Source organism: Sinorhizobium meliloti (genome assembly GCF_017876815.1).
In the GTDB taxonomy this organism is placed as follows: domain Bacteria; phylum Pseudomonadota; class Alphaproteobacteria; order Rhizobiales; family Rhizobiaceae; genus Sinorhizobium; species Sinorhizobium meliloti.
In genome coordinates this window covers 3,491,652-3,510,251 of record NZ_JAGIOS010000001.1, presented here as the reverse complement: position 1 = coordinate 3,510,251, position 18,600 = coordinate 3,491,652, and the positions used below count along the sequence as shown (strand labels likewise).

Here is an 18,600-nt window from a genome sequence, read left to right as displayed (position 1 = left end):
CGTCACCTCCGAGGTGATCGTCACCTCCAAGGTGATCGCCGCCTCCGAGGTGAGTGTCACCTCCCGAGGTGAGTGTCACCTCCCGAGGTGAGTGTCACCTCTGCGCGGCCAATTCCATTGCGAGCCAAACGGCGGCGCCGGCTCGCACGGCAAAAACGGAGGCGCTGCGACTGCGCCGCCTCCGTCAGGGAACCGGTTCACCCACACCTTGAAGAACATCGGCCGCTGCGCAATTCCGCGAGCGTCCTTGGCCGGTCCGGGTGCTTAATAGCCTACGCGAACACCACCGGGGCTCGCGGCGCTGAAATTGGGAACGGGATTCGGCCCGTACCACTGAGCATAGGTCGTGTTGTTTCCGCCGGTGCTGGTGCACCCCGACAGGACGGCAAGCGCCAATAGGGCGGTCAGATATTTGAGGGGCATGAACTCTCCGATTCTGCTTCGTCAGACGCGCATAAATTGCGGTATCCTGAGCCGCCCGTCCATCGCTTTCACATTGACTCTTTTGCTTTTTCCTTTCGGAGTGACAGCCGGCTGCCGCGTCCGCACATTGATGCCTGGAAGTGGTGCTACATCATCAGGTCGAAATCTTCAGGCAACGGGGAGGGCTGCAATGACCGGAAGGCCGCGCCTGTTCGGAGCGGAGTACAGCGTTTACGTGCGGATCGTGCGGCTGGCGCTGGCCGAGAAGGGAACGGACTACGAACTCGTCCCCGTAGACATCTTCGCGAGCGATGGCCCGCCACAGGACTATCTGGAGCGGCATCCCTTCGGTCGCATCCCTGCCTTCGAATATGAGGGCTTCAGGCTTTACGAGACCGGCGCGATAACGCGCTACGTCGATGACGTGTTCGACGGGAGGAGGCTTCAACCTCTCGATCCGCGGGAGCGCGCCCGCTGCAGCCAGCTGATGAGTATCGCCGACAACTACGCCTATCCCACTCTGGTCTGGGGAGTCTACGTGGAACGCGTCTCAAAGCCGGCGAGCGGCGCGGCCGCTGACGAGAACGCAATCGCCGCTGCGCTGCCGAAAGCAAGGACCTGCCTCAAGGCGATTTCCGAAATTATGGGAACGGCGCCATGGCTCGCAGGCGAGACCATGTCGCTCGCCGACCTCTATGCCGCCCCGATATTCGACTATTTCCTCAGGGCGCCGGAAGGGCAGGAAATGCTCCGGGAGCACGAGATGCTGGCGGCGTGGTGGGCGCGGATGTCGGTGAGGCGCTCGATGATGGAGACGCGGCCCGCATAGCCTGAGTTTCCTCTTCCGTGAAGCCCGCGGATATCCCTGTGCAGAACATAGATATGGCCGCTTCCAGGGAGGCGGCCATATCGATTACTGCGTCATTTCAGTGGCTGTGCGTCGTAACCAATGGCTGACTACACTACAACTTCTGCCGCTGTCTCAGCTGCACCCGCTCGTGGCGCCGCATGTGTCGCACTTCTCGCAAGTGCCATTCCTGACCATCGTGAAGTTCTGGCACTCGGAGCACATGTTGCCGGTATAGCCCTGCATGATCGAGCGGGCGCGGCGTTCGGCTTCGACTTTCTTTGCCTCGGACTTCGCCGCAGCGGCCTCTGCCGCGGCCTTGTCGGAAAAGAGGGCAGTCACCTCCTGTTCCGCCTCTTCGGCAATCTCCTCGGCGAGTTCGACGGCTCGTTCCTCGTAATCGCGCTTGAAGGCGACGACTTCGGAAGTGGCGGCGGCGATTGCCGGCTCCAGCTTGCGCACGGCATTGCCGGAGATCGAGGTTACGGAAGCGCCGGCCGAGGCGCGGGCCGGGGCGGCCGTCGACGCACCCTTCGGTTCGGAGCGCTCGCCGGTGCCGCCGACGATGGACGGCTTGTAGCCGCGGGTCCAGCCGGTGGAGACGAGGTTGGTCTTGCCTTCCTGAATGCCGCGGCCGAGCGCGGTATTGCTGAAGTCGGAGGTGTCGACGTGAGCAAGGTCGTGGCGGCCGAGATAGGAAACGGCAAGCTCGCGGAAGACATAGTCGAGGATCGACGTCGCGTTCTTGATCGCGTCGTTGCCCTGGACCATGCCGGCCGGCTCGAACTTGGTGAAGGTGAAGGCCTCCACATATTCCTCGAGCGGCACGCCATATTGCAGGCCGAGCGAGATGGCGATGGCGAAGTTGTTCATCATCGCCCGGAAGGCCGCACCTTCCTTGTGCATGTCGATGAAGATCTCGCCGAGCCGTCCATCGCCGAATTCGCCGGTGCGCAGATACACCTTGTGGCCGCCGACGATCGCCTTCTGGGTATAGCCCTGCCGGCGGTTCGGCAGTTTCTCGCGGGCGCGCACCACCTTCTCGATGACGCGCTCGATGATCTTCTCGGTGACGGCGACCGCCTGGGCGGCTGCCGGCGCCTGCATCAGCTCCTCGATCGCGTCCTCGTCTTCCTCGTCCTCGATCAGCGAGGCGTTCAGCGGCTGCGAGAGCTTGGAACCGTCGCGGTAGAGCGCATTCGCCTTCAGCGCGAGCTTCCAGGAGAGCATGTAGGCGTTCTTGCAATCCTCGACGGTCGCCTCGTTCGGCATGTTGATCGTCTTGGAGATTGCGCCCGAAATGAAGGGCTGGGCGGCCGCCATCATGCGGATATGGCTTTCGACCGAGAGGTAGCGCTTGCCGATCTTGCCGCAGGGATTGGCGCAATCGAAGACCGGCAGGTGCTCTGCTTTCAGGAACGGTGCCCCTTCGAGCGTCATCGCGCCGCAGACATGGATGTTGGCGGCTTCGATGTCCTTCCTGGAGAAGCCCAGATGCTCGAGCAGGTTGAAGTCCATCGAGGCGAGCTGCTCATCGCTGACCTTCAGCGTCTCCTTCAGGAAGTCGGCGCCGAGCGTCCACTGGTTGAAGACGAACTTGATGTCGAAGGCAGCCTTAAGCGCCGCATTGACGGCTTCGATCTTCTCGTCGGTGAAGCCCTTGGCCTTGAGCGTCGTGGGATTGATGGCCGGGGCCTGGTTGAGGTTACCGTGGCCGACGGCATAAGCCTCCATCTCGGCGATCTGGCTTTCCGAGTAGCCGAGCGTGCGCAACGCCTCGGGAACCGCGCGGTTGATGATCTTGAAATAGCCGCCGCCGGCGAGCTTCTTGAATTTCACCAGGGCGAAATCGGGCTCGATGCCGGTCGTGTCGCAATCCATGACGAGCCCGATCGTACCGGTCGGCGCGATCACGGTGGCCTGGGCGTTGCGGTAGCCGTGCTTCTCGCCGAGCTCGACCGCCTTGTCCCAGGCGCCCTTGGCATGGGCGATCAGATCCTGGTCCGGGCAGTCGCCGTGGACGAGCGCGACCGGGTTGACGGACAGGCCCTCATAACCGGCGGTCTCGCCGTGAGCCGCGCGGCGGTGATTGCGCATGACGCGCAGCATGTTGTCGCGGTTCGGCGCAAAGCCGGGGAAGGGGCCGAGCTTTGCGGAGATCTCGGCCGAGGTGGCATAGGCGACGCCGGTCATGATCGCGGTCAGCGCGCCGGCGATGGCGCGGCCCTCGGGCGAGTCGTAGGGAATGCCTGACGACATCAGCAGGCCGCCGATATTCGCATAGCCGAGGCCGAGCGTGCGGTATTCGTAGGAGAGCTCGGCGATCTCGCGGGACGGGAACTGCGCCATCATCACAGAGACTTCGAGAACGACGGTCCAGAGACGGACGGCATGCTCGTAGTCGCCGATATTGATCCGCTTGGTCGCGGCATCCTTGAACTGCATCAGGTTGAGCGAGGCGAGATTGCAGGCCGTGTCGTCCAGGAACATGTATTCCGAGCACGGGTTGGAGGCGCGGATCGGGCCTGCAGCCGGGCAGGTGTGCCAGTCGTTCATCGTCGTGTTGAAGTGCAGGCCCGGATCGGCCGAGGCCCAGGCCGCGTGGGAGATCGACTCCCAGAGGTCGCGCGCCTTCAGGGTCTTCATGACGCGGCCGTCCTTGCGGGCGGTCAGGTGCCAATCGCCATCCGCCTCCACGGCGCGCAGGAAGTCGTCCTTGATCGAGACCGAGTTGTTGGAGTTCTGGCCGGAAACCGTGAGATAGGCCTCCGAATCCCAATCCGTGTCATAGGTCTTGAACTGGATGTCCTTATAGCCCTGCCGCGCGAACTGGATGACGCGCTTGACATAGTTTTCCGGAACCAGCGCCTGCTTGGCGGCACGGATCTCGCGCTTCAGCGCCGGGTTCTGCTTGGGATCGAAGCAGGCATCGTCGCTGCCGTCGCAATTGATGCAGGCCTTCATGATCGCCTTCAGGTGCTTGGCGACGATCTTGGAGCCGGTGACGAGGGCGGCGACCTTCTGCTCTTCCTTGACCTTCCAGTTGATGTATTCCTCGATGTCGGGATGGTCGATGTCGACGACGACCATCTTGGCGGCGCGGCGCGTCGTGCCGCCCGACTTGATGGCGCCCGCGGCGCGGTCGCCGATCTTCAGGAAGCTCATGAGCCCGGAGGACTTGCCGCCGCCCGAGAGCCTTTCGCCTTCGGCGCGCAGATGCGAGAAGTTGGAGCCGGTGCCGGAGCCGTATTTGAAGAGGCGCGCCTCACGCACCCAGAGATCCATGATGCCGCCCTCGTTGACGAGGTCGTCCGCGACCGACTGAATGAAGCAGGCGTGCGGCTGCGGGTGTTCGTAAGCGGACTTCGACTTCGTCAGCTTGCCGGTGAAGGGATCGACGTAGAAATGGCCCTGGCCGGGGCCGTCGATGCCATAGGCCCAGTGGAGGCCGGTGTTGAACCATTGCGGCGAGTTCGGAGCAACGCGCTGGGTGGCGAGCATGTAGGCGAGCTCGTCGCGGAAGGCGCTGGCGTCCTCTTCCGTGTCGAAATAGCCGCCCTTCCAGCCCCAATAGGCCCAGGTGCCGGCCAGGCGATCGAAAACCTGGCGGGCATCGGTTTCGGAGCCGTACTGCTCTTCCTTCGGCAGCGCCTTCAGCGCGTCGTTGTCCGGAACCGAGCGCCAGAGGAAGGACGGCACGTCGTTTTCCTCGACACGCTTCAGCTTTGCCGGCACACCGGCCTTGCGGAAATATTTCTGGGCGAGAATATCGGCGGCGACCTGCGAGAACTGCGCCGGCACGTCGATATCCGCAAGGCGGAAGACCACCGACCCGTCCGGGTTCTTGATCTCACTCGTCGCCTTGCGGAACTCAATCTCGGCATAGGCGGATTGCCCTGCCTTCGTGAAACGGCGCTCGATCTTCATTGTCCCGTCCTTTGTTGCCATGCGCTAAAGCGCAGTTAACCTCGCCCGGCCGCGATGGATCTCGCAGCCAGCCTGAAAATTTCTGTCGATGTGAGGAAACCCAGCTCCTGGGTAATCCTGTATCTTGTGATGATGCTGGCTGCAAACACTAAATATAGTATTAACAGGCTCTTTACGCCAGCTCGAAATGCCGCTTGAGCGACCCAAATTTCGCGCAAAATTCCGCCACTGCAGCCGCTCGGGGTCATCCGCCCGGGCCGCATGTCGGAACCGACGATTTGGGGGTGTGAACCGGCCTCTGAACTTCCCGGTCCGCCGCCGTCGCAACGTGAAATCCATTAACCGTGAATCGCCTCGGGGCGTCAAGGGGTGGTTTGTGACGGAAGTTTGAGCGCTATATCTTGTGTGGGTCGACTGTGGAAAACGGGGACATCGATCAATCCGTTGAAAAACAGGGACTTCCACCGCTTGCCTGCGAAGATGAGCTAGCGGCAGGCCCAAATTCAAATTTTTATGGATGAAAAAGCGGGTACAAGACGCGGCCTAGCGCTACTCGCGATTGCGAATCAGGTGGGTGTGTGATGCGGCCCGTTTTGGTGATTCGGAGGGGCGACGTTGGGACTCCCCTGGCGCCCGCACCCCGCGTCTTAACTCATTAGAATCGATCACGTTAACGATTTTAGTTGCGGGGCGCCTAGGTTCAGGAAACGTATCGGAGGACTGCAATCTCTCCTGCCTCATCTCTGTGCTTGTCACAGAGATCCAGCAGCGCCGCGTCTGCGGCGCGGAAAGCGTTCTTTCAGCCCAAGGACTTGGTCTGGCTGGATCCCTGTGACGAGCACAGGGATGAGGTAATCAAACAAGCCGCGGCGGGAATCCCGAATCTCAACAGGCCTTAGCCCACGCGTTTCTGCAGTTCCCTAGCGCCGTTGGGAGCGTTGACCTTGCCTGAGGTGATGAAGAAGGCAAAGACGTCGCGGGGTGCCATCTCGGGCTGGCGTTCCGGCGCAGCTTTCTCCAGGTCGTCCGGCTCACCGCCGGCGGCAAAGGTCTTCAGCCGCTCGGCCCAGCGATCGAGATCTTTCGGCGGATAGCAGGTCTTCACCTCGTCGCTGCCCTTCTGCAGCCGTGCATAGACGAAATCACCCGTGACATCGGCGATCATCGGGTAGTCCGCATGCTCGGCGAGAACGACGGCAACCTTGTATTTTTCAATGAGCTTGACGAAGTCCGGAACCTGGAAGCTGGGGTTGCGGACTTCGACCACGTGGCGGAGCTTCAGGCCGTCCTGCTTTTCCGGCAGGAGCTTCAGGAATCCCTCGAAATCCTCCGCATCGAATTTCTTGGTCGGCGCGAACTGCCAGAGGATGGGACCGAGGCGGTCGCCGAGTTCCGTCAGCCCCTGCGTCAGGAACCGCTCCATGGATTCACCGGCTTCGGACAGGACCCTGCGATTTGTCACGAAGCGGCTGGCCTTCAGCGAAAAAATGAAGCCGTCGGGAACCTCCGCCGCCCACTTGGCAAAAGTCGCCGGCTTCTGTGAGCTGTAATAGGTGCCGTTGACCTCGATCGTCCGCAATTCCTTGCCGGCGAATTCGAGCTGCCGCTTTTTCGGAAGATCGTCCGGATAGAAGGTGCCTTCCCAGGGTTCGAAGTTCCATCCGCCGATGCCGACACGGATCTGTCCCGAATCTGCCATCCTCTTCCTCCTCGATGCTCACTCAGACACGCAAAACCGCTGTAGCCGGGGCGAATCAGAGACGCCACCCGCTTTCAGGAGGCCACGCATCACTCCGCCGCAACCACCTTCTTCACCGGCCGGCGCTCCAGAAGCTCCTTCAGGAACTGGCCGGTATAGGAGCGCGGCTCCTTCACGACCTCTTCCGGCGTCCCTTGCGCAATGACCTCGCCACCGCCGTCGCCGCCTTCCGGGCCGAAGTCGATGATCCAGTCGGCCGTCTTGATGACTTCGAGATTGTGCTCGATGACCACCACGGAATTACCCTGATTGACGAGCTCATGCAGAACTTCAAGAAGCTTGGCTACGTCGTGGAAATGCAAGCCGGTTGTCGGCTCGTCCAGAATATAGAGCGTGCGCCCGGTTGAGCGTTTCGACAGCTCCTTGGCGAGCTTGACGCGCTGGGCCTCGCCGCCTGAAAGTGTGTTCGCCTGCTGGCCGATCTTGATATAGCCGAGGCCCACCTGGTTCAGTGTCACCAGCTTGTCGCGCACCGCCGGAACGGCCGCGAAGAACTCGACGCCTTCCTCCACCGTCATGTCGAGCACATCGGCGATCGACTTGCCCTTGAAGTGAACGTCCAGCGTCTCGCGATTGTAGCGCTTGCCGTGACAGACGTCGCAGGTGACGTAGACATCCGGCAGGAAGTGCATCTCGATCTTGATGACGCCGTCGCCCTGGCAGGCCTCGCAGCGGCCGCCCTTGACGTTGAAGGAGAAGCGGCCCGGCTGGTAGCCGCGCGCCTTTGCTTCCGGCAACCCGGCAAACCAGTCGCGAATGGGCGTGAAGGCTCCGGTATAGGTCGCCGGGTTGGAGCGCGGCGTGCGCCCGATCGGCGACTGGTCGATGTCGATCACCTTGTCGATATGCTCGAAGCCGTCGATGCGGTCGTGTTCGGCCGGATTTTCGCGCGCGCCCATGACGCGGCGGGCGGCAGCCTTGTAGAGCGTCTCGATCAGGAAGGTGGACTTGCCCCCGCCCGATACGCCGGTGACGGCGGTGAAGACACCGAGCGGGATCGACGCGGTCACGTTCTTCAGATTGTTGGCACGCGCGCCGACGACGGTGACTTCCTTTTTCTTCTTCGGTTTGCGCCGTTCGCCGGGCACGGCAACGGAAAGCTCGCCGGAGAGATATTTCCCCGTCAACGACTTCGGATTGGACATGATATCGGAAGGGGTCCCTTCCGCAATGACCTCGCCACCGTGAATGCCGGCCGCCGGGCCGATGTCGACGACATAATCGGCCGTCAGGATCGCATCTTCGTCATGCTCCACGACGATGACCGTGTTGCCGATGTCGCGCAGATGCCGCAGCGTATCCAGGAGGCGGGCATTGTCGCGCTGGTGCAGGCCGATCGAGGGCTCGTCGAGAACGTAGAGAACACCCGTCAGCCCTGAGCCGATCTGCGACGCGAGCCGGATGCGCTGGCTTTCGCCGCCCGAAAGCGTGCCGGAATTGCGCGAAAGGCTCAAATACTCGAGGCCGACGTCGTTCAGGAATCGCAGGCGCTCGCGGATCTCCTTGAGGATGCGCACGGCGATCTCGTTCTGCTTCGTGCTGAGATGCTCGGGCAAGACCTCGAACCAGTCGCGTGCGGCGCGGATCGACATTTCGGAGACCTCGCCGATATGCAGCGCGTGGATCTTGACGGCAAGCGCTTCCGGTTTCAGCCGGTAACCGGCACAGGCGGGGCAGGGGGCCGCCGACATATAGCGCTCGATCTCCTCGCGCGCCCAGGCGCTGTCGGTCTCCTTCCAGCGGCGTTCGAGATTCGGCACGATGCCCTCGAACGTCTTCGTCGTGTTGTAGGATCGGGCGCCGTCCTGATAGTGGAAGGTGATCTTGTCCTTCGTTCCGTGGAGAATAGCTTCCTGTGCTTCCTCGGAAAGCTCGCTCCAGCGGCTGCCGAGCTTGAAGCCGAAAACCGTGCCGAGGGCCTCGAGCGTCTGGTTGTAGTAGGGCGACGTGGATTTCGCCCAGGGTGCAATGGCGCCGTCCCTGAGGGTGCGGTTCGGCTCCGGAACGATCAGCGCCTCGTCGATCTTCTGCTGGCTGCCCAGCCCGTCGCAGGTCGTGCAGGCTCCGAAGGGATTGTTGAAGGAGAAAAGCCGCGGTTCGATCTCGGGAATGGTGAAACCCGAGACGGGACAGGCGAACTTCTCGGAAAACAGCACCCGCTCATGCGTTTCGTTCAGCGACTTGTTGGCCGAGCCGCCGGCGGAGGTCTCTTCCGGAGGCAGGGGGCGGTCGGCGAATTCGGCGATCGCCAAGCCGTCGGCGAGCGTAAGACAGGTTTCGATACTGTCGGCGAGACGGGTTCCGATATCGGGCCGCACCACGACACGGTCGACGACCACGTCGATGTCGTGCTTGTACTTCTTGTCGAGCGCCGGCACGTCGGCAATCTCGTAAAATTGCCCGTCTACCTTTACGCGCTGGAAGCCCTTCTTCATCAACTCGGCGAGCTCTTTCCTGTACTCGCCCTTGCGCCCGCGCACGAGCGGGGCCAGCATGTAGAGGCGCGTCCCCTCGCCGAACTCCAGCACCCGGTCGACCATCTGGCTGACCGTCTGGCTTTCGATCGGCAGGCCTGTGGCGGGAGAATAGGGCACGCCGACGCGCGCGAAGAGCAGGCGCAGATAGTCGTAGATCTCGGTAACGGTTCCGACAGTCGAACGCGGGTTGCGCGACGTGGTCTTCTGCTCGATCGAGATCGCCGGCGAGAGCCCGTCGATCTGATCGACGTCGGGCTTCTGCATCATTTCCAGGAACTGGCGCGCATAGGCCGAGAGGCTCTCGACATAGCGCCGCTGGCCCTCGGCGTAGATCGTGTCGAAGGCGAGCGACGATTTGCCGGAGCCCGAAAGGCCGGTCATCACGATCAGCTTGTTGCGCGGCAGATCAAGGTCGATGCCCTTGAGATTGTGCTCGCGAGCGCCGCGAATGGAGATGGTCTTGAGTTCGCTCATCGGAAGGCCAGCTTTGTATGTCGGTTGAAAGCCCCCTATGTAATGACGGCCGCGCCCATGTCGAGGCGCAATCGGCAAAAGAGGCGGCTCAATTGCGATTCGGTTGACAGGATCATAGAGGAATACTAGAACAAAAAAAGAACAAACTCTGCCATATCCACGCCAAATCAGCTGTGGATTATGCGCGATACGGGGCGTATCGGCGGCGGCGGCCCGTTAAGGTGTTTGCTCATGAGACATTGGAGAGCCGGCCGAGCGGTCCGGCGGCAAGAACGGGAAAAGCGATATGGCTGGTAGCGTCAACAAGGTGATCTTGATCGGAAACGTCGGGGCCGACCCGGAAATCCGGCGCACGCAGGACGGCCGGCCGATCGCCAACCTCAGAATTGCCACATCCGAGACCTGGCGCGACCGTAATTCGGGCGAGCGCCGCGAGAAGACGGAGTGGCACACGGTCGTCGTCTTCAACGAAGGCCTCTGCAAGGTCGTCGAACAATATGTGAAGAAAGGCGCCAAGCTCTACATCGAAGGCCAGCTGCAGACGCGCAAGTGGCAGGATCAGACCGGCAATGACCGCTATTCGACCGAGGTCGTCCTTCAGGGCTTCAACTCGACCCTGACGATGCTTGACGGTCGCGGAGGCGAGGGCGGCGGCGCAGGTCGCGGCGGCAGCGACTACGGCGGTGGCGGCTACGAGGAATACGATCAGTCGCGGCCCTCCTCGGGCGGCGCCCGGTCGGGCGGTCAATCGAACCAGCCGAACCAGGGCGGCAACTTCTCGCGCGATCTCGACGACGACATTCCGTTCTGATCGACTGCGCCAGCCAGTCCGAGACCATCCGGCCCGCTTCGTTGCGGGCCGTTCTCGTTGTGCGTTCAGACCTGAAACGCCGAACGCACGCCGTCCACGACGAATTGAACGGCGAGTGCCGCAAGGATGACGCCGAGGAGGCGGGTGAGGATCGCCCGGCCGGTGACGCCCAGGAACCGGTCGATACGCTCGGCGATCACCAGCGCCAGGAACAGTATCGCCATCGATGCGGCGATGACGACGATGAGCTGCACCCGCTCCAGTGCCGAGGGAAATGAGCTGCCGAGAAGGATGGTTGCCGAGATCGCTCCCGGCCCGGCAATCAGGGGCAGTGCGAGAGGGAAGACCGCGATATTGTGGAGGTGGTCCTTCGTGATCGCCGTTTCCCCGGCCTTCTCCTTTCGCTCCTGGCGTTTCTCGAAAATCATCTCGAAAGCGATCCAGAAGAGCAGCATGCCGCCGGCGATCCGGAAGGCGCCGATCGAGATGCCGAGCAGACCGAGGATGCCGTCGCCGAATAGCGCAAAGGCGGCGAGGATGAAAAAAGCGATGAGCGAGCCGCGGGTCGCGACCTGGAAGCGCTGCTGCCGGCTCAAGCCGACGGTCAGGCTCAGGAAGATCGGCGCAAGGCCGGGCGGATCAAGCGTGACGAGCAGCGTCGTCAGCGCATTGATCAAGAGATCGACGTCGAACATCCGTGTCCCCTTCCGGATTTTACCCCGGCTATTCCCGGTGGTGTGGCCCGCATTGTTAGGCAAGCGGTGCGAGCTTGGAAAGAGCGGGTAGCCAAGCGCAACGCAATGGCTTAAACCAGCGCCATCCCCGAGGCGCGCAGCTTTCCTTGCGAGCTCCTTTCCTTGCCCTAGAAAAGCCTGTTCCTGCGGCAAAAGACTGTTCAAAACACCGGCCGAAAATTGGCGCTCCGAGCCGCATTCGGCTATAAAAAACCGACTGATTCTGAACAAAGATCGTGATCACCATTGACTGAGCAAAGCACCCCCGGCGGCGGAAAAAATCCGCCAGGCATCGAGCCGATTTCCATCATCGAGGAAATGCAGCGGTCGTATCTCGATTACGCCATGAGCGTGATCGTGTCGCGTGCGCTTCCCGATGTGCGCGACGGTCTCAAACCCGTTCACCGCCGCATCCTCTACGGGATGAGCGAGCTCGGCATCGACTGGAACAAGAAATACGTAAAATGCGCCCGCGTCACCGGTGACGTGATGGGTAAATACCATCCGCACGGCAACACGGCGATTTACGATGCGCTCGCACGCATGGCGCAGGACTGGTCTCTGCGGCTGCCGCTGATCGACGGTCAGGGCAACTTCGGCTCCGTCGACGGCGATCCGCCGGCGGCGGAACGTTATACCGAGTGCCGGCTGCAGAAGGCGGCGCATTCGCTGCTGGACGATCTCGACAAGGACACGGTCGATTTCCGCGACAACTATGACGGCACCTTGCACGAGCCCGTCGTCGTCCCGGCAAAGTTCCCGAACCTGCTCGTCAACGGCGCCGGTGGCATCGCCGTCGGCATGGCGACCAATATCCCGCCGCATAACCTCGTAGAGGTGATCGACGGCTGTATCGCCCTGATCGACAATCCCGCGATCGAGCTGCCGGAGCTGATGCAGATCATTCCGGGACCGGATTTTCCGACCGGGGCGCTGATCCTCGGCCGTTCGGGCATCCGTCAGGCCTACGAGACCGGCCGCGGCTCCGTCATCATGCGCGGGCGTGCCCATATCGAGCCTATGCGCGGCGATCGCGAGCAGATCATCATTACCGAGATCCCCTATCAGGTGAACAAGGCGACGATGATCGAGAAGATGGCCGAGCTCGTCCGCGAGAAGCGGATCGAGGGCATCTCCGATCTTCGCGACGAATCCGACCGCCAGGGCTATCGCGTCGTCATCGAACTGAAGCGCGACGCCAACGCCGAAGTGATCCTCAACCAGCTTTACCGCTACACGCCCCTGCAGACCTCCTTCGGCTGCAACATGGTGGCGCTGAACGGCGGCAAGCCGGAGCAGATGACGCTGCTCGACATGCTGCGCGCCTTCGTCTCCTTCCGCGAGGACGTCGTCAGCCGGCGCACGAAATACCTGCTGCGCAAGGCGCGCGAGCGGGCGCATGTGCTGGTCGGTCTCGCGATTGCCGTCGCGAATATCGACGAGGTGATCAAGCTCATCCGCCAGGCGCCGGATCCGCAGACCGCGCGCGAACAGCTGATGGAGCGCCGCTGGCCGGCGCACGACGTCGATGCGCTCATCCGGCTGATCGACGACCCGCGCCACCGGATCAACGACGACGCTACCTATAACCTGTCCGAAGAACAGGCCCGCGCGATCCTCGACCTGCGCCTGCAGCGCCTGACCGCGCTCGGCCGCGACGAGATCGGCGACGAACTCAACAAGATCGGCGAGGAGATCAAGGATTACCTCGACATCCTGTCGTCCCGGCTCCGCATCATGCAGATCGTCAAGAACGAGCTTACCGCGGTCCGGGACGAGTTCGGCACGCCGCGCCGCACCGAGATCGCCGAAGGCGGTCCGGACATGGACGACGAGGACCTGATCGCGCAGGAGGACATGGTGGTGACCGTGTCCCATCTGGGCTACATCAAGCGTGTGCCGCTGACGACCTATCGGGCGCAGCGCCGCGGCGGCAAGGGCCGCTCGGGCATGGCCACCCGCGACGAGGATTTCGTTACCAGGCTGTTCGTCGCCAATACGCACACGCCGGTTCTGTTCTTCTCCTCCCGCGGCATCGTCTACAAGGAGAAGGTCTGGCGGCTTCCGATCGGCACGCCGCAGTCGCGCGGCAAGGCGCTGATCAACATGCTGCCGCTGGAACCCGGCGAGCGCATCACCACGATCATGCCGCTGCCCGAGGACGAGACGACCTGGGAAAACCTCGACGTCATGTTCTCGACGACCCGCGGCACGGTCCGTCGCAACAAGCTCTCCGACTTCGTCCAGGTCAACCGCAACGGCAAGATCGCGATGAAGCTCGAGGAGGAGGGCGACGAGATCCTCTCGGTCGACACCTGCACCGAGTTCGACGACGTGGTGCTCACGACGGCGCTCGGCCAGTGCATCCGCTTCCCCGTCGCCGATGTCCGCGTCTTCGCGGGCCGCAACTCGATCGGCGTTCGCGGCATTTCGCTCGGTGACGGCGACCGGATCATCTCCATGGCCATCGTCGCTCACGTCGAAGCCGAGCCGTGGGAGCGTGCCGCCTATCTGAAGCGATCGGCCGCGGAGCGTCGCGCCTTGACCGGTGAAGAAGAGGAAATCGTGCTTGTCGGCGAGGAGGTCACCAATGGCGGCGAACTCACCAACGAGCGCTACGAGGAACTGAAGGCGCGCGAGCAATTCATCCTGACGGTCTCGATGAAAGGCTTCGGCAAGCGTTCCTCGTCCTATGACTTCCGTACTTCAGGCCGCGGCGGCAAGGGCATTCGCGCCACCGATACCTCGAAGACGGCGGAAATCGGCGAACTCGTCGCCGCCTTCCCGATCGAGCACAACGACCAGATCATGCTCGTTTCCGATGGAGGTCAGCTCATCCGGGTCCCGGTGGAAGGCATTCGCCTGGCGAGCCGCGCCACCAAGGGCGTGACCATTTTCTCCACCGCCAAGGACGAGAAGGTCGTTTCGGTCGAGCGGATCACTGAGCCGGATGGCGACGAGGAGATCGAAGCCGTAGGTGCCGAAGGCGTCATGGCCGAACCGGAGTCGCCGCCGGACACCACGTCGACACCGGACGAGTGATCTAAGCGCAGGAAAGATTTCAAGGCCCGGGGCTATCCAGCGTCGGGCCTTATCATATGTGCAAAGGTCACCCAGAAGGTGCGCTCGGGGTTGGGCTTGAGTTCTTCGAGTGCCGACTGCGCGGCCTACTAGGAAACGTATCCGGGACTGCAATCTCTCCTCGCCCTCATCTCTGTGCTTGTCACAGAGATGAGGGCAGCGCCGCGTCTGCGGCGCGGGGAATGTTCTTTCAGCCCAAGGACTTGGCCTGGCTGGATCCCTGTGACGAGCACAGGGATGAGGAGGTCAAGCACATCCTCGTTCCATCGCTGTATCGGCGAAAGGCGCCGTCAGTTCTTGAAAACGACGCAGGCGCCGCCGCTTTTTCGTATGGCGGCGCAAAGCTGATCGGCTTCGGCGCGCGTCTGCCGGCCGATGCGGGCAGCGTAGCGGCGCCTGGATCCGAAGCTGGCATTACGCTCCCGCACCAGAACCGCCTTTTCGCTGTTGATCGGAGCGGGCAATCTTTTCACGGCATTCAGGAACAGCCGCTGCGCCATGGATTTCTGATAGTGGGCCGAGAGCTGAACGCCCCAGGGCGCCCAGACGGCTTCATCGGCGATAACCAGCTCGCGCAAGCGCCGCGTATTGGCGAGCGCGACGCAGCCATCGAGGAAGCTTTTGTCCTTGTCGAGTTCGATGTTGAGCGACTTCGGTGGATTGTCGCGCCAGTCTTCGACGGAATAGGCGGTGATCGCCAGCACGTAATCCCGCGTTTCATAGGGTAAGCGGTCTTTTTCCAGGAAGCGCTCCAGGCCTGCTTCGCCGGCATTGTAGGCCGCCGCCGCAAAACCGAGATTGCCGTAACGGGACTTGAGCTCGCTCAGATACTCGGCGGATTTGCCCAGCGCCGCCACCGCGTCGAAGCTGTCCGACAGGCCGCGCAGCTTTGCCGTCGCGGGCATGAACTGGGCAATTCCTTCTGCGCCCTTCGGGCTGATGGCGTCCGGCTGGAAAAGGCTTTCGCGCCAGATCAGACGGGCGAAGAAAGCGGCGGGCAGGTCGTTCGCCTTGGCATAATGTTCGATGATGCCGCAGACGTCCCGGGCGAAATTGTCGGGGGTGATGCAGAGACGGAGGAAGGGGTTTTCAGTCGACACCCCCGAGTAGAGGCATTTCCGCGGCGGAGCCGGCGCGTCGGTGCGCGCCTCCGCGGCCCCGGAGTGGCCGGAGACAAAACACATGACCACGGACAATACGGCCGCGGCGACGCGTGCCAGATGTCCTTTCAGGGTGCTCCGGATGCGGCTTGTGCCTGCCTTTTCGTACTCGACCATGCGGCCCTCGGCGACCAACGAGTGCATATAGATAGCATCTTCGTCGCGGACGAGAAATCGGGCTGCAAAGCTTTCAGTCGGGAGAACCGGTGCGCAGGATCAGTTGCATGAAGGTGAGGTCGAGCCAGCGGCCGAATTTCGTGCCGACCTCCTTCATATGGCCGGTCTCGCGAAAACCGAGTTGCTCATGGAGACGGATCGACGGCAGGTTTCCCGACTCGATCCCCGCGATCATCACGTGCTTGCCAAGTGCTTCGGCCCGATCGATGAGCTCGAGCATCAGCGCCCGGCCTATGCCGCCGCCGCGCTGGTCCGCCCGCACATAGACCGAGTGCTCGACCGTGTGCCGGTATCCGTCGAAGGCGCGCCACTCGCCAAAGGAGGCGTAGCCGACGACCTCGCCGTCAAGGGAAAGGGCGGCAAGCACCGGGAAGCCGGCAGCATTGCGTGCTTTCAACCAGGTCTTCCGATTGGCGACGTCGACAAGGGTCTCGTTCCAGATCGCCGTCGTGTTCGCCACAGCGTCATTGTAGATCGCGCATATCGCCGGAAGATCGGTTTCGGCGGCGTCTCTGATCTCCATACTCTTCCTCCGGGTCCAGCGGACTTTTCAGCTCAACAGCCGAATCTCTTTTTGTCCACCAGATCACGATGTCTTTAGGTCGGGTCGACCTAAAGACATGAACGTGATCGATTCCAAAAAGTGAGAGCGGGATGCGGGCGGAAAACCGCACACACTTTTCCTCATCCCGCTCTAACCCCTCAGCTCCGCGTCGGCAATCGCGGCCACTGCTAAAGTGCTTTCCGGACTTTCTCCGTCGCCAAGGAACCAGGCCGCCGACAGGCCGGCATAGGCGATGATCCACTGCAGGAGCCTCTTCGGCTCCAGCCGCGCCTCATGGGCGACGATTGCAAGCTGTCTGGTTAGGCGCCCCGGAGCGCTTACGACGGGAAGCTCCAGATTGCAGAAGAGATTGGCGTAATCGAAACCGCGGTCGCCACAGAGGCCCTTGGGATCTATGGCCAGCCAGCCCCGGGCATCGAAGTCGAGAATGTTGCCGTGGTGAATGTCTCCATGCAGGACGACCGGGACATCGGGCGTGGATAGGAGATGTTGGGCAGCGTCTGCGCAGGTCCTGAGAATACCGCCATGGAGGCGGGCTGCAGGGGCCAGCGCCTGGAACCAGCGCTCGAGCGGTGCGAGACCCGCCGGCGGGGAGGGGCGTGGTGCATGCAGCATGGCAACGGCGCGGCAGGCGATCCGGGTGGCGTCGTCGTCGCTGCCGGTCATCGCCATATGAAAAAGCGAACGGCGGCTCTCCGACCGTTCGAGGAGGATGGCGCTATCGGTTGCGGCGTAAACCTGGGCGGCGCCGTGACCGTCCCACCATCGCATCAACTGCCCGCCAGACCTTTCTTCCGGCTCGTCTGCCACCTTGAGCATCGCCGGCAGGCCGCGCCAGCGAACGGGCAGCAGCCGGCTCGTCCTCGTGAGGATCGGGTCGCCCGCGGGCTCGAGAGACCATTCATCGATGAAAGACGTGAACATCGGGGCAGCATAATCGATTCGCTGCGCAAGGAGCCCCGCGCATTGGGCGGGGCTCCTTCCTCCTTATCGATTTCAGGCGACGTTTTCGAGCGACGGATAATCCGTATAACCCTTGGCGCCACCGCCATAGAAGGTCGCCTGGTCCGGTGCATTCAGGGCCACGTTGTCTCTCAAACGACGAACGAGATCCGGATTGGCGATGAAGGGTTTGCCGAAAGCAACCAAATCGGCTTCGCCGCTTTCGACCGTCTTCAGCGCCAGACCGCGATCGTATCCGTTGTTCGTCATCCAGGCCGCCCTGCCGCCGGCCGCTGCGTAGGCGGCACGGAGGCTTGTGTAGTCGAAGGGGCGATCGCCCTGCTGGTGGTCACGCGCTCCGCCGGTGGCGCCTTCGATGACGTGCACATAGGCGAGCGGATATCGGGCGAGGCCTTCGACGACATAGGTGAAGAGCGGCTGCGGGTCCGGATCGAAGGCGTCGTTGGCGGGGGTCACGGGAGAGATGCGGATCCCGACCCGGCCAGCGCCGATCTCCTTGGTAACGGCATCGACCACCTCGAAGAGAAAGCGGGCGCGGTTCTCGATCGAGCCGCCATAGGCGTCCGTGCGTTCATTGGAGCCGGAGCGCAGGAACTGGTCGATCAGATAGCCGTTGGCAGCATGGATCTCGACGCCGTCGAATCCGGCTTCGATCGCGGCCCGAGAGGCCTTGCGGTAATCCTCGACGATGCCGGCGATCTCCGCCGGTTCGAGCGCCCTCGGCTCGGAGGTTTCGGCAAAGCTGCCCGTCCCATCGGGATTGACGAGGTAGGTCTTCGATTTGGCGCGGATAGCCGAAGGGGCGACCGGTTTGCCGCCCTGCGGCTGGAGCGAGTCGTGGGATATCCGCCCGACATGCCACATCTGCACGACGATCTTGCCACCGGCTTTGTGGACCGAATCCGTGACCTTGCGCCAGCCGGCGAGGGCCTCCGGTTTGTAAAGCCCGGGCACGTCGGCATAGCCCTGGCCCTGGTGGCTTATTGCCGTCCCTTCGGTGATCAGCAGGCCGGCGGATGCGCGCTGCTCGTAATAGGCGACGTTAAGATCATTGGGCACTGCCTGGGGTGAACGGTTCCGGGTCAGAGGTGCCATCACCACGCGGTTGCTGAGGCTGATATCGCCGATCGTGATCGGGTCGAAGAGAGAGGCCATGGATTGTCCTTTCCATTGCGTTTGAGACTTGGGAGGAAGTGGGGGTT

12 protein-coding genes are annotated in these 18,600 nt (G+C 62.5%); 3 read left to right on the top strand and 9 right to left on the bottom strand.

The genetic code is table 11. The features are described from left to right. Nucleotides 1-264: 264 nt before the first annotated feature. Nucleotides 265-423: a hypothetical protein gene (locus JOH52_RS17065; protein ID WP_010969297.1), complete on the bottom strand. Its 159-nt coding sequence runs from the start codon at nucleotides 421-423 to the stop codon at nucleotides 265-267. Between the two features lie 190 nt (nucleotides 424-613). Here JOH52_RS17065 and JOH52_RS17060 point away from each other — a divergent pair, with 190 nt between their 5' ends. Next, entirely contained in the window at nucleotides 614-1,252 is a 639-nt protein-coding gene (locus JOH52_RS17060) for a glutathione S-transferase family protein (RefSeq protein WP_010969298.1), read from the top strand. Nucleotides 1,253-1,405: 153 nt separating this feature from the next. Here JOH52_RS17060 and JOH52_RS17055 read toward each other — a convergent pair whose 3' ends face one another. The 3 genes from JOH52_RS17055 to uvrA all read right to left on the bottom strand — a co-directional run bounded on the left by JOH52_RS17055 (nucleotide 1,406) and on the right by uvrA (nucleotide 9,907). After that, a complete protein-coding gene (locus tag JOH52_RS17055; protein ID WP_003529536.1) occupies nucleotides 1,406-5,197 on the bottom strand; it encodes a vitamin B12-dependent ribonucleotide reductase in 3,792 nt (1,263 codons plus the stop codon). 895 nt (nucleotides 5,198-6,092) lie between these two features. Beyond that, nucleotides 6,093-6,896 carry a DUF72 domain-containing protein gene (locus JOH52_RS17050; RefSeq protein WP_107010497.1) on the bottom strand — a complete coding sequence of 268 codons (804 nt, stop codon included), beginning with the start codon at nucleotides 6,894-6,896 and terminating at the stop codon, nucleotides 6,093-6,095. 89 nt (nucleotides 6,897-6,985) lie between these two features. Then, the gene (gene uvrA, locus JOH52_RS17045) at nucleotides 6,986-9,907 is read right to left on the bottom strand and encodes an excinuclease ABC subunit UvrA (protein WP_003529545.1); all 2,922 of its coding nucleotides are present in this window, start codon (nucleotides 9,905-9,907) and stop codon (nucleotides 6,986-6,988) included. A gap of 286 nt (nucleotides 9,908-10,193) precedes the next feature. On the opposite strand from uvrA, the gene JOH52_RS17040 reads away from it, so the two are divergent. Next, a complete protein-coding gene (locus JOH52_RS17040) occupies nucleotides 10,194-10,718 on the top strand; it encodes a single-stranded DNA-binding protein (protein ID WP_003529546.1) in 525 nt (174 codons plus the stop codon). Nucleotides 10,719-10,783: 65 nt separating this feature from the next. Here the strand turns inward: JOH52_RS17040 and JOH52_RS17035 are convergent, their stop codons facing one another. Beyond that, complete coding sequence (locus tag JOH52_RS17035; protein WP_010969300.1) at nucleotides 10,784-11,413, bottom strand: MarC family protein; 630 nt, start codon at nucleotides 11,411-11,413, stop codon at nucleotides 10,784-10,786. A 285-nt stretch (nucleotides 11,414-11,698) separates the two neighbouring features. Here JOH52_RS17035 and gyrA point away from each other — a divergent pair, with 285 nt between their 5' ends. Then, entirely contained in the window at nucleotides 11,699-14,494 is a 2,796-nt protein-coding gene (gene gyrA, locus JOH52_RS17030) for a DNA gyrase subunit A (RefSeq protein WP_014526751.1), read from the top strand. 329 nt (nucleotides 14,495-14,823) lie between these two features. On the opposite strand, the gene JOH52_RS17025 is transcribed toward gyrA, so the two are convergent. The 4 genes from JOH52_RS17025 to JOH52_RS17010 all read right to left on the bottom strand — a co-directional run bounded on the left by JOH52_RS17025 (nucleotide 14,824) and on the right by JOH52_RS17010 (nucleotide 18,553). Continuing rightward, nucleotides 14,824-15,837 (bottom strand): lytic transglycosylase domain-containing protein, encoded by a 1,014-nt coding sequence (locus JOH52_RS17025; RefSeq protein WP_017264193.1) that lies wholly within the window; start codon nucleotides 15,835-15,837, stop codon nucleotides 14,824-14,826. Nucleotides 15,838-15,883: 46 nt separating this feature from the next. Next, nucleotides 15,884-16,393, bottom strand: coding sequence for a GNAT family N-acetyltransferase (locus JOH52_RS17020; protein WP_010969303.1), 510 nt, complete (start codon nucleotides 16,391-16,393; stop codon nucleotides 15,884-15,886). Between the two features lie 171 nt (nucleotides 16,394-16,564). Continuing rightward, nucleotides 16,565-17,359 carry an aminoglycoside phosphotransferase family protein gene (locus tag JOH52_RS17015; protein ID WP_010969304.1) on the bottom strand — a complete coding sequence of 265 codons (795 nt, stop codon included), beginning with the start codon at nucleotides 17,357-17,359 and terminating at the stop codon, nucleotides 16,565-16,567. A gap of 72 nt (nucleotides 17,360-17,431) precedes the next feature. After that, nucleotides 17,432-18,553 (bottom strand): alkene reductase, encoded by a 1,122-nt coding sequence (locus JOH52_RS17010; protein ID WP_010969305.1) that lies wholly within the window; start codon nucleotides 18,551-18,553, stop codon nucleotides 17,432-17,434. Between the last annotated feature and the right edge of the window lie 47 nt (nucleotides 18,554-18,600).

What these genes read in the sequence shown, in the direction of transcription:
- JOH52_RS17050 (WP_107010497.1), bottom strand. Translation starts at nt 6,896, where the DNA reads ATGGCAGATTCGGGACAGATCCGTGTCGGCATCGGCGGATGGAACTTC.
- JOH52_RS17055 (WP_003529536.1), bottom strand. Translation starts at nt 5,197, where the DNA reads ATGAAGATCGAGCGCCGTTTCACGAAGGCAGGGCAATCCGCCTATGCC.
- JOH52_RS17015 (WP_010969304.1), bottom strand. Translation starts at nt 17,359, where the DNA reads ATGTTCACGTCTTTCATCGATGAATGGTCTCTCGAGCCCGCGGGCGAC.
- JOH52_RS17060 (WP_010969298.1), top strand. Translation starts at nt 614, where the DNA reads ATGACCGGAAGGCCGCGCCTGTTCGGAGCGGAGTACAGCGTTTACGTG.
- JOH52_RS17010 (WP_010969305.1), bottom strand. Translation starts at nt 18,553, where the DNA reads ATGGCCTCTCTCTTCGACCCGATCACGATCGGCGATATCAGCCTCAGC.
- JOH52_RS17035 (WP_010969300.1), bottom strand. Translation starts at nt 11,413, where the DNA reads ATGTTCGACGTCGATCTCTTGATCAATGCGCTGACGACGCTGCTCGTC.
- JOH52_RS17040 (WP_003529546.1), top strand. Translation starts at nt 10,194, where the DNA reads ATGGCTGGTAGCGTCAACAAGGTGATCTTGATCGGAAACGTCGGGGCC.
- JOH52_RS17065 (WP_010969297.1), bottom strand. Translation starts at nt 423, where the DNA reads ATGCCCCTCAAATATCTGACCGCCCTATTGGCGCTTGCCGTCCTGTCG.
- uvrA (WP_003529545.1), bottom strand. Translation starts at nt 9,907, where the DNA reads ATGAGCGAACTCAAGACCATCTCCATTCGCGGCGCTCGCGAGCACAAT.
- JOH52_RS17020 (WP_010969303.1), bottom strand. Translation starts at nt 16,393, where the DNA reads ATGGAGATCAGAGACGCCGCCGAAACCGATCTTCCGGCGATATGCGCG.
- JOH52_RS17025 (WP_017264193.1), bottom strand. Translation starts at nt 15,837, where the DNA reads ATGCACTCGTTGGTCGCCGAGGGCCGCATGGTCGAGTACGAAAAGGCA.